Here is a 17,515-nt window from a genome sequence, read left to right as displayed (position 1 = left end):
TGCGGGAAGCGAAAGGCTTCGCCATGTGCGACCGGCTTGTTAAAACGGTGCGATGCCGCCGAGGTCGATGCGAGCCAGATTTCCGTCCGGCGTGGCGACAACCGACAGATTCGGTGCGATCGCGTATCTGATCGACGCACCGTCTTGCCAGATCAGGGAGAGGCAGCGTACCGCGTTGTCATAGGCGAGTGCCGGTTCGCTGACGCTCGCACGACCGAGCGCGTCAAACGCCGCGCTGAAGCTCGGCGGATGCGGCGAAACCGGAATGGGCGGCGGCGGATCGGCCTTTTGCCAGTGATCGGTGTTGGTATAGAAGTCGAACGAACACAAGCGGCCCGCGCCGTCGAGCGTGAGCGTCAAGCTACCGGCGGTGATGACGTGACGGGTTTCGGGCTGCACGCCAAACTGGTCGTCAAGTCGATCGCGCAGAACGGCTGGTCGTGCCGTTCGATCGTCCGGCGGATGGCGAATGTCGCAGGAGAGCGTGAAGCTGTCCTCGTCCCAGCGCATGTGGGCGGTCGCCGGCGCAGCGAGCGGTGCAGCACGAACGATGATCCCGGTCATATTGGCTAACGCTTGTAGACGAAATGCAGCACCGTGTAATCGCTTTCGCGAACGACGACATCGAGCTGATAACGAACGCCTCGGTGCGTCATCGGTGCAGTGTACTGGAAGATGCCACGGTGTCCTTTGGGATCCGGCATGCGTTTGCCATGACGAATGGCCAGTCGAAGAATGTGAACCGGCACGAAGCGCCAGGGTTCTTGCATATGCGCGAGCGGAATGGCGGCAAAGCGCAGTTGCTTGCTCGACGCCGCAGCGAAGCGAGTTCTGAGGCCCGATAATGCAGATCGACCGATGATCGCGTGAATACCATACCCACCGATCTTCGCCATCGCGCGGGCACCCGATCGCCACACGGCTCCGACAACGAAAATCGCATCGACCGGATCGATGAGCGGCGCTTCCAACGGCTTCTCGGTGACCGAAATGCAGGTGCCGTCGAGATCGTAAATACATGCGACGCCACCGGTTTCCATACGGTATCCGATGATGGCGTCCAATCGACTGTCAAACAGCGGCTCCGCATGAATTGGCAGATTCGATGGCCGAATTTCGAACCAAGCTGAAGATACTGGCGCGCGACCACGCCATACGTGTGCCGCTTCTGTACCCGTGTAGAGCATGTTGGATGATCGGCCCTCGACGTGGCTCGTTCCGTTGGATGGGCCCGCCAGCGTATTTTTCGCGAACGCCCAAAGCAATCAGACACGTTCGAAAAACGAAGACGCAGCGCGAAAACCCTGGCGCGCTCGACGCGTATTGCCGCGTCAGCGTCAGCGCCACCCCAGCAACACCCGCCCCATCGCGTCGAGCCCCATGTCGAACAGGTGCGACACGAACGGCACGAGGTTCGGGATCATCAGTTGCACGAGCAACAGTCCGACCAGCATCGTGACCGGAAAGCCGATCTGGAAGATGCCGATCTGCGGCGCCGCGCGATTCAGGATCCCGAGCGCGAGGTTCGCGATCAGGAGCGCCGCGACCACCGGCAGCGCGAGCAGCAGCCCCATCTCGAACACGGTCGCACCGAAGGCGGTGAGCGTGTGCCAGCCGGGCGCGTGCAGCAGGTCGGCCGACACCGGCAGCGACTGGAACGACGCGGCGAGCGCCGCGAACACCTGAAGGTGGCCGTCCACCGCGAGGAACGCGAGCATCGCGATCGCGTTCAGGAACCGGCCCATCACCGGCGTCGCGCCGTTCGAATGCGGGTCGAAGAAGGTCGCGAAGCCGAGCCCCATCGACAGCCCGATGAAGTCGCCGGCCGCCTCGACGGCCGCGAACACGATCTGCATCGTGAAGCCCATCGCCGCACCGATCAGGAACTGCGTGACGATGATCCAGATGCCCTGCGCGGAGAACACGGTGACGCCCGGCATCGCGCCGAGCGTCGGCGCGACGACCAGCGCCATGAACGCGGCCACGCCGATCTTCACGCGCACCGGCACCGACGCGTGACCGACGACGGGGGCCGTCGCGACGAGGGCGAGGATCCGCACGAACGGCCACAGGAAAGCGGTCAGCCAGCCGTTGAGCTGCGCGTAGGTAACGGAGAACATCGCGGTGGAACCGGGCCTGGCGCGCCGGTCAGCCGGCGCCGAGCGTCGCGACGTGCAGCAGCGTCTGCCGCAGGTAGTCGAGCATCGTCGTCAGCATCCACGGGCCCGCGATCACGAGCGTCGCGGCCACCGCGAGCAGCTTCGGAATGAACGACAGCGTCGATTCGTTGATCTGCGTCGCGGCCTGGAACAGGCTCACGACGAGGCCGACCGCGAGCGCGACCAGCAGCAGCGGCGCGGCGAGCAGCAGGCCGACCATCATTGCCTGGTGCGCCAGCGTCATCACTTGTTCGGGTGTCATCGCGCAATTCCTCCGCCGTTCACATGAAACTCTGCGCGAGCGAGCTGATCAGCAGCTGCCAGCCGTCGACCAGCACGAACAGCATCAGCTTGAACGGCAGCGACACGGTGGACGGCGACACCATCATCATCCCCATCGACATCAGCACGCTCGCGACGACCATGTCGATGATCAGGAACGGGATGAAGATCGTGAAGCCGATCTGGAATCCGGTCTTGAGTTCGCTCGTGACGAACGCGGGCACCAGCAGCGACAGCGGCACGTCTTCCGGGCCCTGCATCGGCGCGGCCTTCGAGATCTTCGCGAACAGCGCGAGATCGGTCTCGCGGGTCTGCTTCAGCATGAAGGTCTTGAATGGCGCGACGCCGCGCTGCACGGCCTGCTCCATCGGCAGCGTGCCGTCGGAGAACGGCTTGTAGCCGTCGGTATAAGCCTTGTCGAGCACCGGCGACATCACGAAGAAGGTGAGGAACATCGCGAGGCCGACCAGCACCTGGTTCGGCGGGGTCGTCGCGGTGCCGAGCGCCTGGCGCAGCAGCGACAGCACGATGATGATGCGCGTGAAGCTCGTCATCATCAGCAGCATCGCCGGCAGGAACGACAGCATCGTGAGCAGCAGCATCGTCTGCACGCTCAGCGAATAGGTGGTGCCGCCGTTCGGGCCCGGGCTCGTGTTGAACGCGGGCAGGCCGGCCGCCTGCGCGCACGCGAGCACGGGGGCGAGGCCGAGGATCAGCACGGGCGCGAAGCGCGCCGCGCGACGCAGGAATTCGTGTTTCATCGAAAGGCAGGAACGGAAAGAGGGCACGGTGGCATGTCAGCGGTCCTTGCCGCGCCCGAGACGCTTCGCGGCTTCGCCCGCGAGCGCGTCGCGAAAGCGCGCGCCGAACGTGCCGGGCAGCCCGCGGTCGGCCGCTGCGGCCCCGGCGGGGGCATCGGTCGCGGCGGACGCCGTCGTCACCGCCGCCGAGCCGGCCGGCAGCGTATGCAGCAACCGCACGTTGCCCGGCGCGACGCCGAGCACGAGCCAGGTGTCGCCGATCTCGACGATCGTCGCGCTTTCCTTCGCGCCGAGCCCGACGCTCGACACGACCTTCAGCGGGCCGCCGCGCCGTGCGGGCTGGAACCCGAAGCGGCGCGCGAGCCACGCGCAGCCGAACACGAGGCCGATTACGACCGCGAGCCCGACGAGCGTCTGCAGTACCGCGCCGACACCGAGCGACGGTGCGGCCGAACCGACGATCACGCTCGACGCGATCGCGCCGGCGTGGTTCACCGCGTTCATGTCGGCGGCGCCGGCCGGCGCGCAGGCGAGCGACGCGGCGACGGCCACGGCCGCCGCTGCGATCGCGCCGGACACGCGGCGGCCGGGCTTCACCGCTGTCATCGATTCAGCTTCCGGATGCGTTCGGCCGGCGTGATGATGTCGGTCAGCCGGATGCCGAACTTGTCGTTGACGACGACCACTTCGCCCTGCGCGATCAGGCAGCCGTTCACGAGCACGTCCATCGGCTCGCCGGCGAGGCCGTCGAGTTCGACGACCGAACCCTGCGCGAGCTGCAGCAGGTTGCGGATCGCGATCTTCGTGCGGCCCAGCTCCACGGTCATCTTGACCGGGATGTCGAGAATCATCTCGATGTCGTTGTGCGTCGAGCTCGGCGCGGCCTTCGACAGCGGCTGGAACACGCCGGCGCCCGTCGCGCCCGCCTGCACCGGCTGCTGGTTCTGCTCGGCGAGCGCGGCGGCCCAGTCGTCCATGCCCGGATCTGTCTGCGCGGCGGCAGCCGATTCCGCGAGTGCCGCGTCGGCGAGCGCCTGCGGGTCGAGATCGGGCGTCTGGTTCAGCTCACTCATATCCACCTTCCTTCATCGTGTCGCTCGCGCTGATCATCTTCTGCACGCGCAACGCATATTGACCATTGAAAATGCCGTAACCGCACTCCATCACCGGCACGCCGTCGACCTTCGCGACGATCGTTTCCGCGATTTCAAGCGGCAGCACGTCGCCCGTACGCAGGTTCAGGATCTTCTCGAAGTTCGTCGAGATCTCGGCGAGATCCGCGCTCAGCTCGACCTCGGCGGCCTGCACCTGCTGCGACAGCACGCGCACCCAGCGGCGATCGACTTCGAGCGCCTCGCCCTGGATCGGCGAGCTCAGCACGTCGCGGATCGGCTCGATCATCGAGTACGGCATGCAGATGTGCAGCGTGCCGCCGGTCGGCCCGAACTCGATCGAGAACTGCGTGACGATCACGATCTCGTTCGGCGTCGCGACGTTCGCGAACTGCGTGTGCATCTCCGAGCGCATGAATTCGAACTGCAGCGGCCGCACGCTTTTCCACGCGCTCGTGTACTGCTCGAACACGAGGTTCAGCAGCTTGCCGATGATCCGCTGCTCGGTTGCCGTGAAATCGCGGCCCTCGACGCGGGTGTGAAAACGCCCGTCGCCGCCGAACAGGTTGTCGACGACGAAGAACACGAGGTTCGGATCGAACACGAACAGCGACGTGCCGCGCAGCGGCTTCACGTGCACGAGGTTCAGGTTCGTCGGAATCGGCAGGTTGCGGGTGAACTCGCTGTACTTCTGCACCTTCACCTGGCTCACGGAAATTTCCGCCGTGCGCCGCATGAAGTTGAAGATGCCGATCCGCAACAGCCGCGCGAAGCGGTCGTTGATGATCTCGAGGCCGGGCATCCGGCCGCGGACGATCCGCTCCTGCGTGGCGATGTCGTAGGGGCGGACGCCCGACGTGTCGCGCTGCTCGTCGACTGTATCGGTTTCGCCCGTGACGCCCTTGAGGAGGGCATCAACCTCCTCCTGGGACATGAACTCCTGGTGGCCCATGCGCGCTCCTTTCTCGGCCGCGTTACTGGACGACGAATTCGGTGAACAGCACGTCGTCGACCTTCGCGCGCTCGTTGCCCGGCTGCGTCGGTTGTCCGATCAGATCCCGCAGTTCCTTCGCGAGCTCACGTTTGCCGTCCGGCGTCGCGAGATCCTCGGGACGCTTGTTCGACAGCGCGAGCAGGATCCGGCTGCGGATTTCCGGCATCCGTGCGGTCAGTTGCTCCTGCGCTTTCGGGTCGGTGAGCTTCAGCGACAGGCCGACGCGCAGGTAGTGCTGCACGCCGTCGTCCGACTGCAGGTTCACGGTCAGCGGGTCGAGCGGGAAGAACACCGGCGTGGCGAGCGGCGCAGGCTCGGCGTGCGTGCTCGGATGGCCGACGCCTGCCTTGCTCATGAACACGTACATGCCGGCGGCAGCAGCGGCGGCTGCGCCCACCGCGATGACGGCGATGAGCGCGATGCGCTTGAACTTGCCCGACGAAGCCGGCTTGTCGGCAGTCGGGTTTGCGGTCGTGGAGGCCATGTGAATGCGTGCGTGATATCTCGTAGCATGCATTGTTTGGCATCCGGGCCGGACGCGATGGGCGGAAAAGAGGGGGGATTTGCGGCTATCTCAGCCGATTGTCGGCCGGGTGTCGGCTCGATGCAGGGCGACAACGGCGGGGAAGCGGCCTTGTGGAGCGAGGCACGGCCGGCAGGCGCCCGGGCCGCGAGCGGGAACGGGAGCGCAAGCGGAAGCGGCGGGCCGGGCAGGCTGCGGCGCCCGCCCGGCCGTCGTCAGATCGGCAGCAACGACAGCAGCGGCGCGATCAGCACCATCGCGACACCCGCGATCATCATCGTGAGGCTCGACACGACGCCTTCCTCGCTGCCGATCTCGCGCGCCTTCGCGGTGCCCACGCCGTGGGCGGCCGCGCCGAACAGCGCACCGCGCGCGAGCCGCGTGCGCATCGGCACCAGCGCGAGCACGATTTCGCCGAGCAGCATCCCGCAGATGCCGGTCGCGATCACGAACAGCGCGGTGAGGTCCTTCGGCGCATGGATCTTGTCGGATACGGCGAGCGCGAACGGGGTCGAAACCGAGCGCGTCATCAGCGAGCGCTGCAGTTCGGGCGACAGGTGCAGCAGCTTCGCGAGCAGCAGCGAGCCGCACACGCCCGCACCGATCCCGACCGCGACGCCGACCGACAGCGACAGCCAGTGGCGGCGGATCAGGTCGCGATACTCGTAGATCGGCACCGCGAACGCGATCGTCGCCGGGCCGAGCAGCCACATCAGCCAGCGCGTGTCGCGGAAGTAGACCGAATACGGGGTGCCGGTCACCACGACGAGCAGCACCAGTACGCCCGGCACGAACACGAGCGGCGAGAACAGCAGCGTCTTCTTGTAGGCGTAGAGTCGCTTCGACGCGAAATACAGCACGACCGTCAGCACGAAGCAGCCGACGGAGATCGCGGTATTCACCTGATCGGCGGACAGGTTCGACAGCAGCGCAAACATCGCAGGCTCCGGCTCAGTGGGCAGACACGGTGGCGAGGCGCGCGCGGCGGCGTTCGGCGAACACACGCTGCGCGGCGAGCCGGCGTTCGAGCTTCGCGGCGAGGTCGACCGCAACGGCCACGGCGACCATCACGAAGGCGGTGCCAGCGAGCATGACCAGCGCGATGCGCCAGCCGTCCTCGCGGAACAGGCCGCCATACTGGACCGCCGCGACGGCGGCCGGCACGAAGAACAGCAGCATGTCGGACAGCAGCCAGTTCGCGCCGTCCTTCACCCAGGCCGGTGCGACGCGGCCCGAGAACAGCAGCACAAGCAGCACCGCGAGGCCGATCACGCCGGACGGCACCGGCAGCCCGACCGCGCGCACGGCCCAGTCGACCGCCATCCACAGCACGCCGAGCGCGGTGGCCTGGAGCACGATCCGGCCCGTGTGCGCAACGTTGCCGGAAGCGGCGAGGCGGGCGGCGGCAGTGGCGGTCGGCTTGTTCATGGCGGGCTCCATACGGATGATTCTGTCAATGGCATCAGTATAGGGTTTCCCCTAACCATAAATAAAATGACTTGTCTCTATCCTTGTCATTCCAATTCGGAATTCAGTCGCGGCTTGCCGCACCAATCTGGGGAGTGATCGATGGAATTGCGCGCGCTGCGGTACTTCGTCGAGGTGGTCCGTCAGCAGAGCTTCACCGCGGCGGCCGACCGGCTGTTCGTCACGCAGCCGACCATCAGCAAGATGGTGAAGGCGCTCGAGGACGAGATCGGCTCGCCGCTGCTGCTGCGCGACGGCCGGCAGATGGTGCTGACCGACGCGGGGCGGATCGTGTTCCAGCGCGGCCAGGACGTGCTCGCCGCGCAGGCGCAGCTGCAGTCGGAGCTGAACGATCTCGGCACGCTCGGGCGCGGCGAGCTGACGATCGGCATTCCGCCGCTCGGCGGGTCGCTGTTCACGCCGATCATCGCCGCGTACAAGCAGCGCTATCCGAACATCGAGCTGAAGCTGTTCGAGCAGGGCGCGCGGATGATCGAGGCTGCACTGATGTCGGGCGAGCTGGAACTCGGCGGGCTGCTGGAGCCGGTCGACCCCGGCACGTTCGACCGGCTGCCGATGGTGCGCGCGCCGCTGTGGCTCGTCGCGCCGCGCGAGTCGCGCTGGGAGGATCACGCGGCCGTGCCGCTTGCCGACCTCGCTCGCGAGTCGTTCGTGTTCTATGCGGAAAGCCTCGCGCTGCACGACGCGGTGCTCGATGCGTGCCGGCAGGTCGGCTTCACGCCGTCGATCGTGAGCCGCAGCGGTCACTGGGATTTCATGGCGGCGCTCGTGCACGCGGGCGTCGGCATCGCGTTGTTGCCGGAGCCGTACTGCCGGCGGCTCGACACGCGGCAGTTCACGTGCAGGCCGATCGTCGAGCCGGAGATCACGTGGGCGATCGCGCTCGGCTGGCTGAAGAAGGGGTACCTGTCGCACGCGGCGCGGGCGTGGCTCGACGTCGCGCGCGCGACGCTGCCGATCGCATCGGGCGACGATCTCGCCTTTGGCGGGTTGCGGGCAAGGGAGTGACGCCAGGCCGATGCCCGGCGCAATCAGACGTGTGTGATCGGGCCTGGATAGCGCGCGACCGTTTGGTCGTGCGTGAGCAGCGTGACGCCCTCCGAGATCGCCTGGGCGACCAGGAGACGGTCAAACGGATCGCGGTGGATCGACGGCAGTTGTTCGACCGCTAGTGCATGCGCGCTCGTGATGGGCAATTCTACGTAGCCGACATCGAGAAGATTGCGGCGGAGCACGTTTGGGTCCATCCGGAAATCGTCGCGATCCAATCCACGCTTGGTGACGATCTCCCAGAGGCTCGCAACACCGAAAATCGGTGTATGCGCGGGATCGTCGATGAGCGCGCTGGCGCGGGCGGGCAGCTCGGCTGCGCCGGCTGCCGCCCAAAGAAGCAAGTGTGTGTCGAGCAGCAACTTCATGCGTCACCCTCGAACAGCTTGCCGATTTCGTCGCTCCCCATTGCGTCGAAATCGTCCGGGACGCGAATCTGCCCCTTCATGAAACCGATCCGGCTCGGCCGGACCGGGTCCGGCGTATTGATCGGAACCACTTTGACGAGCGGCTTGCCGGCTTTTGCGATCACGAACGATTCGCCGGCATGCACGGCTTCGTCGATCAGCCGCGACAGATTCGTTTTCGCGTCATGCATGTTGTAGGTATGCATCAGCCCTCCGATTGAACTAAGTTCATTATTATGGTTGGCTTAGTTCATCCCGGTAATCCACGCAAGCGCGCGCGTAGGCCGAAAGTACCCGTCGCCAGTCCTGTCGCGTTCAATGCCCCATCGCCGGGCCTGCCCCCTTCTTCGGCTTCGTGATCCACACGAGCGCCGCGAGCGCGATGAACATGGCCGCCGACAGATAGAAGAAGTCGTTGGTGGCCATCATGAAGCCCTGCTGCGTAACGAGTTGGTTGAGCTGCGCGTTGGCCGTCTGCCCGACGATGCCGAGCTGCGCGAGCGCGCCCTGGTAGTCGGTCGTGTTCTGCGCATAGATGCTCACCGATTCCGACAGCCTTGCGTGGTGGTAGATCGCATCGTTCTCCCAGAACGTCGAACTGGCCGCGGTGCCGATCGCGCCGGACAACGTGCGCAGGAAGTTCGACAGCCCCGATGCACTCGCGAGCCGGTCGTCCGAGATGCTCGACAGCGTGATCGTCGTCATCGGCACGAAGAAGCATGCGACGCCGATCCCCTGCACGAGCCGCGGCAGGATCACGTGGTTGAACGGCACGTCGAGCGTGAACGTCGAATTCCAGATCGACACGCCCGCGAACACGATGAACGCGAAACTCGCGACCATCCGCAGGTCGAGCCGGTGCATGTTGCGCCCGATCAGCGGCGACAGCACGAGCGCGAGCAGCCCGACCGGCGCGGTCGCGAGGCCGGCCTTGCCGGCCGTATAGCCCATCACCGTCTGCAGCCACAGCGGGAAGATCACGACCGAGCCGAAGAACGCCATGAAGCCGAACGAGATGATCAGCGCGCCGAGTGCGAAGTTGCGGTCCTTGAAGAGCGACAGGTCGACCACCGGCTCCTTCTCGGTTGCCTCCCACACGAGCATGAACGCGAGCGACACGACCGCGATCAGCGCGAGCGCGACGATGAAGCTCGAGTTGAACCAGTCGCGGTCCTTGCCGAGGTCGAGCATCATCTGCAGGCACGACACGCCGATCACGAGCAGCGCGAGGCCGATCGCGTCGATCCGCTGCTTCGACGTCTTCGTCTCGCGGCCGCGCAGCAGGAAGTACGCGCAGGTCGCGGAGAAGATGCCGATCGGCAGGTTGATGTAGAAGATCCACGGCCACGTGTAGTTGTCGCTGATCCAGCCGCCCAGCAGCGGCCCGAAGATCGGCGCGACGATCACCGTCATCGCCCATAGCCCGAGCGCGAGCCCGCGTTTCGCGGGCGGATAGCTGCGCATCAGGATCGTCTGCGACAGCGGCACCATCGGGCCCGACACGAGCCCCTGCAGCAGCCGGAACGCGATCAGCGTCTCGAAGTTGTTCGCGAGGCCGCACAGCGCCGACGCGATCGTGAATGCGAGCACCGACAGCGTGAACAGCCGCACCTCGCCGACCCGCCGCGCGAGCCAGCCCGTGAGCGGCACCGCGATCGCGGAGGCGACCGAATACGACGAGATCACCCACGTGCCTTCGCTCGTCGCGACGCCGAGGCTGCCCGAGATGGTCGGCACCGCGACATTCGCGATCGACGTGTCGAGCACTTCCATGAAGGTGCCGAGCGCGAGCCCGACGGTGAGCAGCGCGAGCGCGCCGCCGGTGAGCGGTGCGGGTTCGGCGGCAGGCGGCGCGGCGGATGCCGTGGTGGCGGACATCGGAATCTCCTAGACGCGGCGCGCGCGACGCGCCGGCACAACGCACGGGCGCGCGATACCGCGCGGCCCGTCCGGATGGAACAGGGTAGCAGGGAAGCGAAAGACCACGTGCCGCATCATCTTCTGCCCAGACAGAGAAATAAGCGAATGCTTAACCTAGACATCGTGTCTCCGTACGCTCAGCGATCGGGGTCGTCGGGGGAAGGGCAGCCGACGTCGCCGGGCCCGTTCGCGATAAAGCGTTGCAGCAGGCCGGTGAGCATCGCGAGTTCGTCGGCTGAGAAGCCGGCGAGTTGCGCGTTCAGCGCGGTGGCGATCAGCGACGGCAGCGCGCGGGCCGCGTCGGCGCCGCGCTCGGTGAGCGTCAGCTCGATCATCCGGCGGTCGTGTTCGCTGCGCGAGCGTGCGATCAGGCCCTTGCGCTCGAGACGGTCGAGCATCCGCGTCATCGACCCGCTGTCGTACGACATCTTGCGCGACAGCTCGAACGGCGTGCGCGCATAGCCGCGCGACAACAGCAGGATCACGCCGATCTGCTGCGCGGTGAGGTCGAACGGCTCGAGCGCGCGGTCCATCCGCTCGACGAGCGCCTGCCGGGCCTTGGTCAGGTAATAACCGAGGCTCGTTTCCAAGGTGATGGTGTCGGGATCGTAGAGGCCGCCGTTCATGCGATTTGCGCGCGCAGCAACAGTGCGTTTCAGGTCAAAACGCGCCCAGTATCTTGAAAAATGATTGCATAGTCAATATTATTTCAGTCAACCAGTTACGACGTGCATGTTGCACTGCCGGAGACGATGTTCTGACCGCTTCGCCCGCGCTGCCGGGCACCCCGAGGATGTTCGCGATGCTGTCCCTGAAAAATGCCGCCGGCGCGCTGCGCCGCAACCTGACCGATACCACCCACCATCTGTTTTCCGGGCCGCACCGCGGCTGGAAGATCGCGCTGTACGTGACGATGCTGGTGGTGCCGGGAGGATCGCTGGCGGCGCTCGGGTTCGCGTGGTTCGATCATCGCCGGCAGCGCAATGCGAAGGGCGCCGCCCGCCGCACGAGCCAGCCGTCGGCCACGGAGCCGTCGTCATGGCGGTCCGTCGCCGAATCCGTCCCCGTGCCGGTGCGCTGCCACTGACACCACCGGCCTCACGCCGCTCCCGCCATCCTGACCGAGCACCGGCCGCGCCAGGCGCGGCCCGTCGTCGTGTCCGCCGCGCGCCCCCCCCCCGTCCTCGCCCGCAAGCGATCCGTAATGGCCGGTAAACCGGCCAGTCGCGCCGGTAACACATTCGTGCCGTTGCGCACCGTACCCTTAGGGCTGCGCAGTAACCCCGCCGTCAGTTACCATTTGTCCGCCAGCGGCACAACGACCGCATCGCGCGACGCCGCTCGCTGGCCGTCGCGCCCAGACAGGAAAACCACGATGCCGTACGCCCCCCTCCCGCGCGCCCTTCGCCCGCTGAGCGCCGCTGTCGCCGTTGCGACGGCCGTGCTGCTCGCCGGTTGCGCCGTCGGGCCCGACTATCATCGGCCCGACACGTCGATCCCCGCCGCATACAAGGAAGCGCCGGCCGGCTGGAAGGTCGCGCAACCCGCCGACCGCACCGACCGCGGCCCGTGGTGGACGGTCTACGACGATCCGCAACTCGACACGCTGATCGACAAGCTCAACGCATCGAACCAGACCATCGCGCAATCGGCCGCTGCGTACCGGCAGGCCCGTGCGCTCGTCACCGAGGCGCGCGCCGCGTATTTCCCGACCGTCGGGCTGACCGCGTCGGGCTCGCGTTCCCGCTCGGGGCGCACGTCGGTGTCGTCGGGCACGTCGTCGAATTTCGGCAGCAGCTCGTCGATCAGCAACAGTTACAGCGTCGGCCTCGATGCGAGCTGGGAGCCGGATCTGTGGGGCAAGGTGAGCCGCACCGTCAGCGCGCAGCGCGCCGGCGAAGCGGCCGCCGCGGCCGATCTCGCGAACGCGCGGCTGTCGCAGCAGGCGCTGCTCGCGCAAACCTATTTCCAGTTGCGCACGTCCGATGCGCTGCAGAAGCTGCTCGACGACACCGTGACGTCGTACGGCGAATCGCTGAAGCTCACGCAGAACCAGTACGCGCAGGGCGTGGCCGCGCGCGCGGACGTGATCCAGGCGCAGACGCAGCTGCAGAGCGCGCAGGCGGCGTCGATCGACAACGGCGTCGCGCGCGCGCAGTACGAGCATGCGATCGCAACGCTGATCGGCGAACCGGCATCCACGTTCTCGCTGCCGCCGGCCCCGCTCACGGCCGAACCGCCGATCACGCCGGTCGACGTGCCGTCCGCGTTGCTCGAGCGCCGGCCCGACATCGCGGCGGCCGAACGCCGCGCAGCCTCCGCGAACGAGCAGATCGGCGTCGCGATTTCGGCATTCTTCCCGACGCTCACGCTGTCGGCGAGCGGGGGCTTCGAGAGTTCGGTGTGGTCGCAACTGTTCACGCTGCCCGCGCGGTTCTGGACGGTCGGGCCGCAGCTCGCCGCGACGCTGTTCGACGCAGGCCTGCGCGCCGCGCAGACCGACGCTGCCCGCGCGACCTACGACGAGAACGTCGCCGCGTATCGCCTCTCGGTGCTCACCGCGTTCCAGGACGTCGAGGACAACCTCGCGTCGCAGCGCATCCTCGCGCAGGAAGTGGACGTGCAGCGGCAGGCCGTCGACAGCGCCGAGCACTCGCTCGCGATCGTCACGAACCAGTACAAGGCCGGCACGGTCGCGTACCTGAACGTGCTGACCGCGCAGACCACGGCGTTCACCGCGCAGCAGAAGCTCGCGACGATCTCCGGCCAGCGGATGGTGTCGTCGGTCGGGCTCGTGAAGGCGCTCGGCGGCGGCTGGAATACGTCGGAAATGGCGCGCGAAACGGGCGACATGGCTGCACCCACCCCGGCGTCGGGTGCAGCGGCGCCGGCCGCAACCGCACCGGTGGCCACCGTGCCGCTCGCGCAGAAGTAGACGTAGAAACGAAGCGGGGCGACGCCGCTGCGCGCGTCAGCGCATCGCGTCGCCGAAGATCAGCGACACCTGGTTGTTGCCGATCGGATGGCCGAGCAGGTTCAGCAGCCCGGCGAGGTTCGCCTGCTGCTCCAGCGCCGCGTGCGCGGTGCCGCGGAACGATCCCTGGCCGGGCCCGAAGTTGCCGTGTCCGTCGAGGAACAGCGGCCCCTGCGTCGTCGACAGGTCGAGATCGGCGCCCGTCCCCTTCGCCTGCAGCACCGCACGGTACGACCCGAGCGGCTTCACGCGCGACACGCGCGAACTCATCGAATCGATCGTCACCGTCAGCTGGCCGTACGCGTTGTTGCCGAGCAGGCGCCAGTCGGTCCAGCCGAGCCGCACGTCGCCCTGCAGGTCGAGCGTGTTGAACGGCGTGCCGAGCCCGGCGAGCAGCGACGCGGGCACGGCCATCGTGCCCGCCGACAGCACCGCGCCGCGCCACGTCGCATCGAGCGTGACCGCATCGGGCATCGCCTCGGTCTGCCGCATGTGCATCTGCACGCGCCCGGTGAGGAGCGGCCAGAAGCGCGTTGTCCATTCGACGCGGCCGGGCAGCAGCGTGGCCGCACTCTGGTCGGCGCCCGGCGCGAGCATCAGCGTGCCCGAGCCATGCCACAGCGATCCGTCCGGATCGACGAGATTCACGTGCCCGCCGGTCGCGCGCGCGAACTGCGGCGTGATCCATGCGGCCGGCGCGAGCGCGACGAGCGTCACCGCCGTCGCGAATCCACCTGCCACCACCCACGGCAATGCGGCGACGAGCCGCCTGATCCCCGGCCTCATCGGCCGGTTGCTGCTGGTTTCGTCCACTGCGTCATTTCTGCATCGAGGGTTGCATCACGGCCGTCAGGTCGACCTGGCCATCTTCCTTCAGCCCGGTCACGTGCGCTTCGCCGACCTGCACCTTGAACTGTCGGCGCGCGTCGTCGAGCCACTGCGTCCACACCGGGAACGGCACGTTCTTCATCTGGATCTGCACGCCGTTGCCGACGACCTGCGCCTGCGCGCCCTGCAGCCCGTGATCGGACAGCGACGCGGCAAGCGCATCCTTCAGCGCTAGCCCGGTCGGCGCGACGCCTTGCGCGGCGGCCGTCAGCGACTTCGCCTCGTTGGCCTGCGCGGTCATTTCCGCGAGCTCGCGACGCATCGTCGGCAGCGTGTTGCGGATCCGCGCGCTGCCTTCCTGCGCGGGCGACCACAGCACCGAATACGCGATCGCGATGACCAGCACGGTGCCGCCCCAGCCGAGCAGCGTCTTCTCGCGCTGCGAGCGCTCGCCCCAGAACTGCGCGATCGTCTGAGTCAGTTGTTCGGTGTTCATGAGCGGCTCCGGATCGTCCATTTGCCGGTGCTGCTGTCGACTTCGCCGGCCAGCCCGTTGCGTGCGAGACGCTGCGGGAAATCGGGGTCCACCTTGACCTCCGGCTTGAAGCCGACGTCGAGCCGCCGGTCGTGATAATCGAGCGACGCGATCCCGTTCAGCGGCAGCGCGCCCATCGAACGCGACAGCCCGCTCGACAGCGCGAGAAAATCGTTCGGCGACAACTCGCCCGCCGCCAGGCGCAGCTGGTCGAGCTGGCGCTGCATCTGCGCGGGCGGATCGAGCACCGTCGTCGTCTTGGGGAAGGCGGACAGCAGCGTCTCGGTGATCTGCGCGGACAGCGCATCGCGTTCGCGCGACAGCTTCCACCAGTGCAGGTTCATCCCGATCACGGCCACGCCGAGCGTCGCCGCGGCGAGGGCGATCGGCACGCGCAGGCGCTTCAGCGTCGCGCGATCGAAGCGCCACGGCTGCGATTCGAATTCGAACTGGCACAGATCCAGGCGCTCGCTCAGCGCGCGCCGCGCGAATGCGTCGAACGACAGCGGCTGCGCACCCGGCAGCAGCGGGCCGTCGCTGGGGATGACCGATGCGAGCCGCGGCTCCGCGCCCGGCTCGCCGAGTTCGTACAGCTCGACGTCGCCGCCGCCCGAGAGCGCGGCGAGCGTGCCGCTGGCACGCGCAGCAGGCGCGGCAAAACCTTCGCCGAGCGCGCCGCGCGCGATCGCGAGTTCGAGGCGCGGCGCACCGGCCGCAGCCGGCTGCGCGCCGGCTTCGACGAGCACCGGTTCGACTGCGGTCGCGAGGCCCAGCACCGCGGCTACCGCGGTCGGGCGCGCGGGCGGCTCGCCCGCATCCGCGATCGGCTCGGCTTGCGGGGTCTCGCCGTCGGTCGGCGCGTCCGGCGCGGCGTCCGTCACTGCGGCGCGCGGCGCCGGCAGGCAGCGTGTCGCCGGCACCGCGCTCAGGTGCCGGTGGCCGGCTGCGGTGAATGCGTCGCAGATCGTGCGGAACCACGCACGGTCGACGACGGCCAGCACACGGCGCCCGTCGGGCAGTGCCGCCGGATCGAGCGCGATGTGGCAGCCGGCCGGATCCTGGATCAGCTGATCCTCGACGATGTTCGGCAACGCCTGGCGCAGCTTCGGCCCCTTGAGCGGCGGCACGGTCGCGGCCAGCAGCAGCACGTCGCGCGCGGCGACGATCAGCACCGTTGCGTTCGCGCGCGGCAGCAGCGTGAGCGCGGCGCGGCCCGCGCGCTGCACGTGGCCGGCCTTGTCGACGAGCGTAAACGGCAGCTCGGGCCACTGCCATTCCTGCAACGGCACGGCCGGCTCGCGCGGCGGCAAAGAAACAATCAGCGTGCTCAAGGGCTCCTCTCCCGAATGGCGTCGTTATAGCTGGTCACGGATGCGCACGACCCGCGTCGAGTGCGTGGTCGGATCACGATACACGAGCGAGGTGCGATCGACCTCCGCGCGATCGTGCTGGATCCGGCCATGCACGATGAAGTAACTCGAATTGACGTCGACGAGGCTCGAGTCGATCGTCACGTTCGGCGCGCCGGCACCGCGCAGCGCGAGCTGCACGTCGCCGACGTTGCGGAAAAACACGGTCTCGCGGCGCGACACGAGCGCCTGCGCCGACGACACGCTCATCCCCGGCACGAGCGCGGCGATCACCTCGGCCGGCGCGGTGTTCATGTTCACGGGCGTCGTGGTCGGCAGCACGGTGACGAACGGGCGCAGCCGCGCGACCATCTCGGGCGTCACGCCGTCGACGTCGAGCAGGCTGTCGACGCCCGTCATCATGAGCGGGGCAGGCCCGCGGTCGCCGCCGGACATTCCCGGGTCGTCGGTGAAGTTGCCGGTCATGTCGCCGCCGGGCACCGGCGCGGTGGCGGCCGTCCCGCCGCCGGGCAGCGTCGGCGTCTGGAAACGCGTTGCCGAATGCATGAGGCCCGCGCGCATCTGCAGCGCGATCCGTTTCGCGAGTGCGCCGTCGTAGCCGAGCGTCGTCAGCAGCCGCTGGAACGCCTGAAGCTGCATCACGTTGAGTTGCAGCACGCCGGGCGCCGGCGACGACACGAGGTTGCGCAGGTTGAACTTCGCCTGCGCGTCCTCGATCGATCCGGAGATGTAGGTGTCTTCGCCGCCGCTGTCGTTGGGCGCGCCGATCCGGCCGAGGAAGTCCGACAGCTTGGTCTTCGCGATCGGCACGGCCCAGATCCCGCCGAGATAGGTGATGCCGGGCGCCGTGTCGCCTTCGGAGCGCAGGATCATCCGCGTCCAGTCGAGCGCGCCGCGCGCGACCCACTGCGCCTGCGCCAGCACGCGCTGGTTCTCGATGCGGCGAATCTGCACCTGCTGGCGCCACAGCATGCCCGACACGAGGATCGCCGACAGCGCGACGACCAGCAGCGCGGTGATGATCGCCGCGCCGCGTTCGCGGCGGCCGCGCGCCGGCGCGCGCGTGGCGGCACGGGCAGCGAACCGGAAACGGGGAGGGCGCGTGCGCATCG

At 67.8% G+C, this 17,515-nt stretch carries 22 protein-coding genes; 3 read left to right on the top strand and 19 right to left on the bottom strand.

Annotated elements, in window-relative coordinates; genetic code table 11:
• Window positions 1-39 precede the first annotated feature (39 nt).
• The 11 genes from BX604_RS07485 to BX604_RS07435 all read right to left on the bottom strand — a co-directional run bounded on the left by BX604_RS07485 (window position 40) and on the right by BX604_RS07435 (window position 7,259).
• Entirely contained in the window at window positions 40-564 is a 525-nt protein-coding gene (locus tag BX604_RS07485) for a hypothetical protein (RefSeq protein ID WP_098550198.1), read from the bottom strand.
• A 5-nt stretch (window positions 565-569) separates the two neighbouring features.
• Window positions 570-1,187 (bottom strand): hypothetical protein, encoded by a 618-nt coding sequence (locus tag BX604_RS07480; RefSeq protein WP_098550197.1) that lies wholly within the window; start codon window positions 1,185-1,187, stop codon window positions 570-572.
• Window positions 1,188-1,337: 150 nt separating this feature from the next.
• The gene (gene fliR, locus BX604_RS07475) at window positions 1,338-2,120 is read right to left on the bottom strand and encodes a flagellar biosynthetic protein FliR (protein ID WP_098550196.1); all 783 of its coding nucleotides are present in this window, start codon (window positions 2,118-2,120) and stop codon (window positions 1,338-1,340) included.
• Window positions 2,121-2,148: 28 nt separating this feature from the next.
• Window positions 2,149-2,421, bottom strand: a complete 273-nt coding sequence (fliQ, locus tag BX604_RS07470; RefSeq protein ID WP_006750427.1) for a flagellar biosynthesis protein FliQ — start codon at window positions 2,419-2,421, stop codon at window positions 2,149-2,151.
• A gap of 19 nt (window positions 2,422-2,440) precedes the next feature.
• The gene (gene fliP, locus BX604_RS07465; protein ID WP_098550195.1) at window positions 2,441-3,202 is read right to left on the bottom strand and encodes a flagellar type III secretion system pore protein FliP; all 762 of its coding nucleotides are present in this window, start codon (window positions 3,200-3,202) and stop codon (window positions 2,441-2,443) included.
• Window positions 3,203-3,238: 36 nt separating this feature from the next.
• Entirely contained in the window at window positions 3,239-3,808 is a 570-nt protein-coding gene (gene fliO / locus BX604_RS07460; protein WP_098550194.1) for a flagellar biosynthetic protein FliO, read from the bottom strand.
• Window positions 3,805-4,275: a flagellar motor switch protein FliN gene (fliN, locus tag BX604_RS07455; protein ID WP_098550193.1), complete on the bottom strand. Its 471-nt coding sequence runs from the start codon at window positions 4,273-4,275 to the stop codon at window positions 3,805-3,807. The genes fliO and fliN overlap by 4 nt, the downstream gene beginning before the upstream one ends.
• Window positions 4,268-5,266, bottom strand: coding sequence for a flagellar motor switch protein FliM (gene fliM / locus BX604_RS07450; RefSeq protein ID WP_098550192.1), 999 nt, complete (start codon window positions 5,264-5,266; stop codon window positions 4,268-4,270). Before fliM ends, fliN begins: the two co-directional genes overlap by 8 nt.
• A gap of 22 nt (window positions 5,267-5,288) precedes the next feature.
• On the bottom strand, window positions 5,289-5,825 hold the full coding sequence (gene fliL, locus BX604_RS07445; RefSeq protein WP_098550191.1) for a flagellar basal body-associated protein FliL: 537 nt from the start codon (window positions 5,823-5,825) through the stop codon (window positions 5,289-5,291).
• A gap of 221 nt (window positions 5,826-6,046) precedes the next feature.
• Window positions 6,047-6,769 carry an LrgB family protein gene (locus BX604_RS07440; protein ID WP_098550190.1) on the bottom strand — a complete coding sequence of 241 codons (723 nt, stop codon included), beginning with the start codon at window positions 6,767-6,769 and terminating at the stop codon, window positions 6,047-6,049.
• A gap of 13 nt (window positions 6,770-6,782) precedes the next feature.
• Complete coding sequence (locus BX604_RS07435; protein ID WP_098552745.1) at window positions 6,783-7,259, bottom strand: CidA/LrgA family protein; 477 nt, start codon at window positions 7,257-7,259, stop codon at window positions 6,783-6,785.
• Between the two features lie 141 nt (window positions 7,260-7,400).
• Here BX604_RS07435 and BX604_RS07430 point away from each other — a divergent pair, with 141 nt between their 5' ends.
• Window positions 7,401-8,327: a LysR family transcriptional regulator gene (locus tag BX604_RS07430; RefSeq protein ID WP_098550189.1), complete on the top strand. Its 927-nt coding sequence runs from the start codon at window positions 7,401-7,403 to the stop codon at window positions 8,325-8,327.
• A gap of 23 nt (window positions 8,328-8,350) precedes the next feature.
• On the opposite strand, the gene BX604_RS07425 is transcribed toward BX604_RS07430, so the two are convergent.
• The 4 genes from BX604_RS07425 to BX604_RS07410 form a co-directional block, all read right to left on the bottom strand.
• Window positions 8,351-8,737, bottom strand: coding sequence for a type II toxin-antitoxin system VapC family toxin (locus BX604_RS07425; protein ID WP_098550188.1), 387 nt, complete (start codon window positions 8,735-8,737; stop codon window positions 8,351-8,353).
• Window positions 8,734-8,982 (bottom strand): type II toxin-antitoxin system Phd/YefM family antitoxin, encoded by a 249-nt coding sequence (locus tag BX604_RS07420; protein WP_098550187.1) that lies wholly within the window; start codon window positions 8,980-8,982, stop codon window positions 8,734-8,736. The genes BX604_RS07425 and BX604_RS07420 overlap by 4 nt, the downstream gene beginning before the upstream one ends.
• Before the next feature lie 109 nt (window positions 8,983-9,091).
• Window positions 9,092-10,654 (bottom strand): DHA2 family efflux MFS transporter permease subunit, encoded by a 1,563-nt coding sequence (locus BX604_RS07415; protein WP_098550186.1) that lies wholly within the window; start codon window positions 10,652-10,654, stop codon window positions 9,092-9,094.
• A 179-nt stretch (window positions 10,655-10,833) separates the two neighbouring features.
• Complete coding sequence (locus BX604_RS07410) at window positions 10,834-11,322, bottom strand: MarR family winged helix-turn-helix transcriptional regulator (RefSeq protein WP_098550185.1); 489 nt, start codon at window positions 11,320-11,322, stop codon at window positions 10,834-10,836.
• 176 nt (window positions 11,323-11,498) lie between these two features.
• Between BX604_RS07410 and BX604_RS07405 the strand changes: the two genes are divergently transcribed.
• Together BX604_RS07405 and BX604_RS07395 are read left to right on the top strand one after the other, a co-directional pair.
• Entirely contained in the window at window positions 11,499-11,783 is a 285-nt protein-coding gene (locus BX604_RS07405) for a multidrug ABC transporter ATPase (protein WP_098552744.1), read from the top strand.
• 288 nt (window positions 11,784-12,071) lie between these two features.
• Entirely contained in the window at window positions 12,072-13,631 is a 1,560-nt protein-coding gene (locus BX604_RS07395) for an efflux transporter outer membrane subunit (protein ID WP_098550184.1), read from the top strand.
• Between the two features lie 36 nt (window positions 13,632-13,667).
• On the opposite strand, the gene BX604_RS07390 is transcribed toward BX604_RS07395, so the two are convergent.
• Genes BX604_RS07390 through gspK form a run of 4 tightly spaced genes read right to left on the bottom strand, consistent with a single transcriptional unit; the run spans window position 13,668 to window position 17,513 of the window.
• Entirely contained in the window at window positions 13,668-14,456 is a 789-nt protein-coding gene (locus BX604_RS07390) for a type II secretion system protein N (protein WP_098552743.1), read from the bottom strand.
• A 31-nt stretch (window positions 14,457-14,487) separates the two neighbouring features.
• The gene (gspM, locus tag BX604_RS07385; RefSeq protein ID WP_098552741.1) at window positions 14,488-14,994 is read right to left on the bottom strand and encodes a type II secretion system protein GspM; all 507 of its coding nucleotides are present in this window, start codon (window positions 14,992-14,994) and stop codon (window positions 14,488-14,490) included.
• Window positions 14,991-16,364, bottom strand: coding sequence for a type II secretion system protein GspL (gspL, locus tag BX604_RS07380; protein ID WP_098550183.1), 1,374 nt, complete (start codon window positions 16,362-16,364; stop codon window positions 14,991-14,993). Before gspL ends, gspM begins: the two co-directional genes overlap by 4 nt.
• Window positions 16,365-16,388: 24 nt before the next feature.
• Complete coding sequence (gene gspK, locus BX604_RS07375) at window positions 16,389-17,513, bottom strand: type II secretion system minor pseudopilin GspK (RefSeq protein ID WP_098552740.1); 1,125 nt, start codon at window positions 17,511-17,513, stop codon at window positions 16,389-16,391.
• Between the last annotated feature and the right edge of the window lie 2 nt (window positions 17,514-17,515).

The sequence above is a fragment of the Burkholderia sp. JKS000303 genome (assembly GCF_002563755.1).
In the GTDB taxonomy this organism is placed as follows: domain Bacteria; phylum Pseudomonadota; class Gammaproteobacteria; order Burkholderiales; family Burkholderiaceae; genus Burkholderia; species Burkholderia anthina_B.
This window is presented reverse-complemented; position numbering and strand designations above follow the sequence as displayed.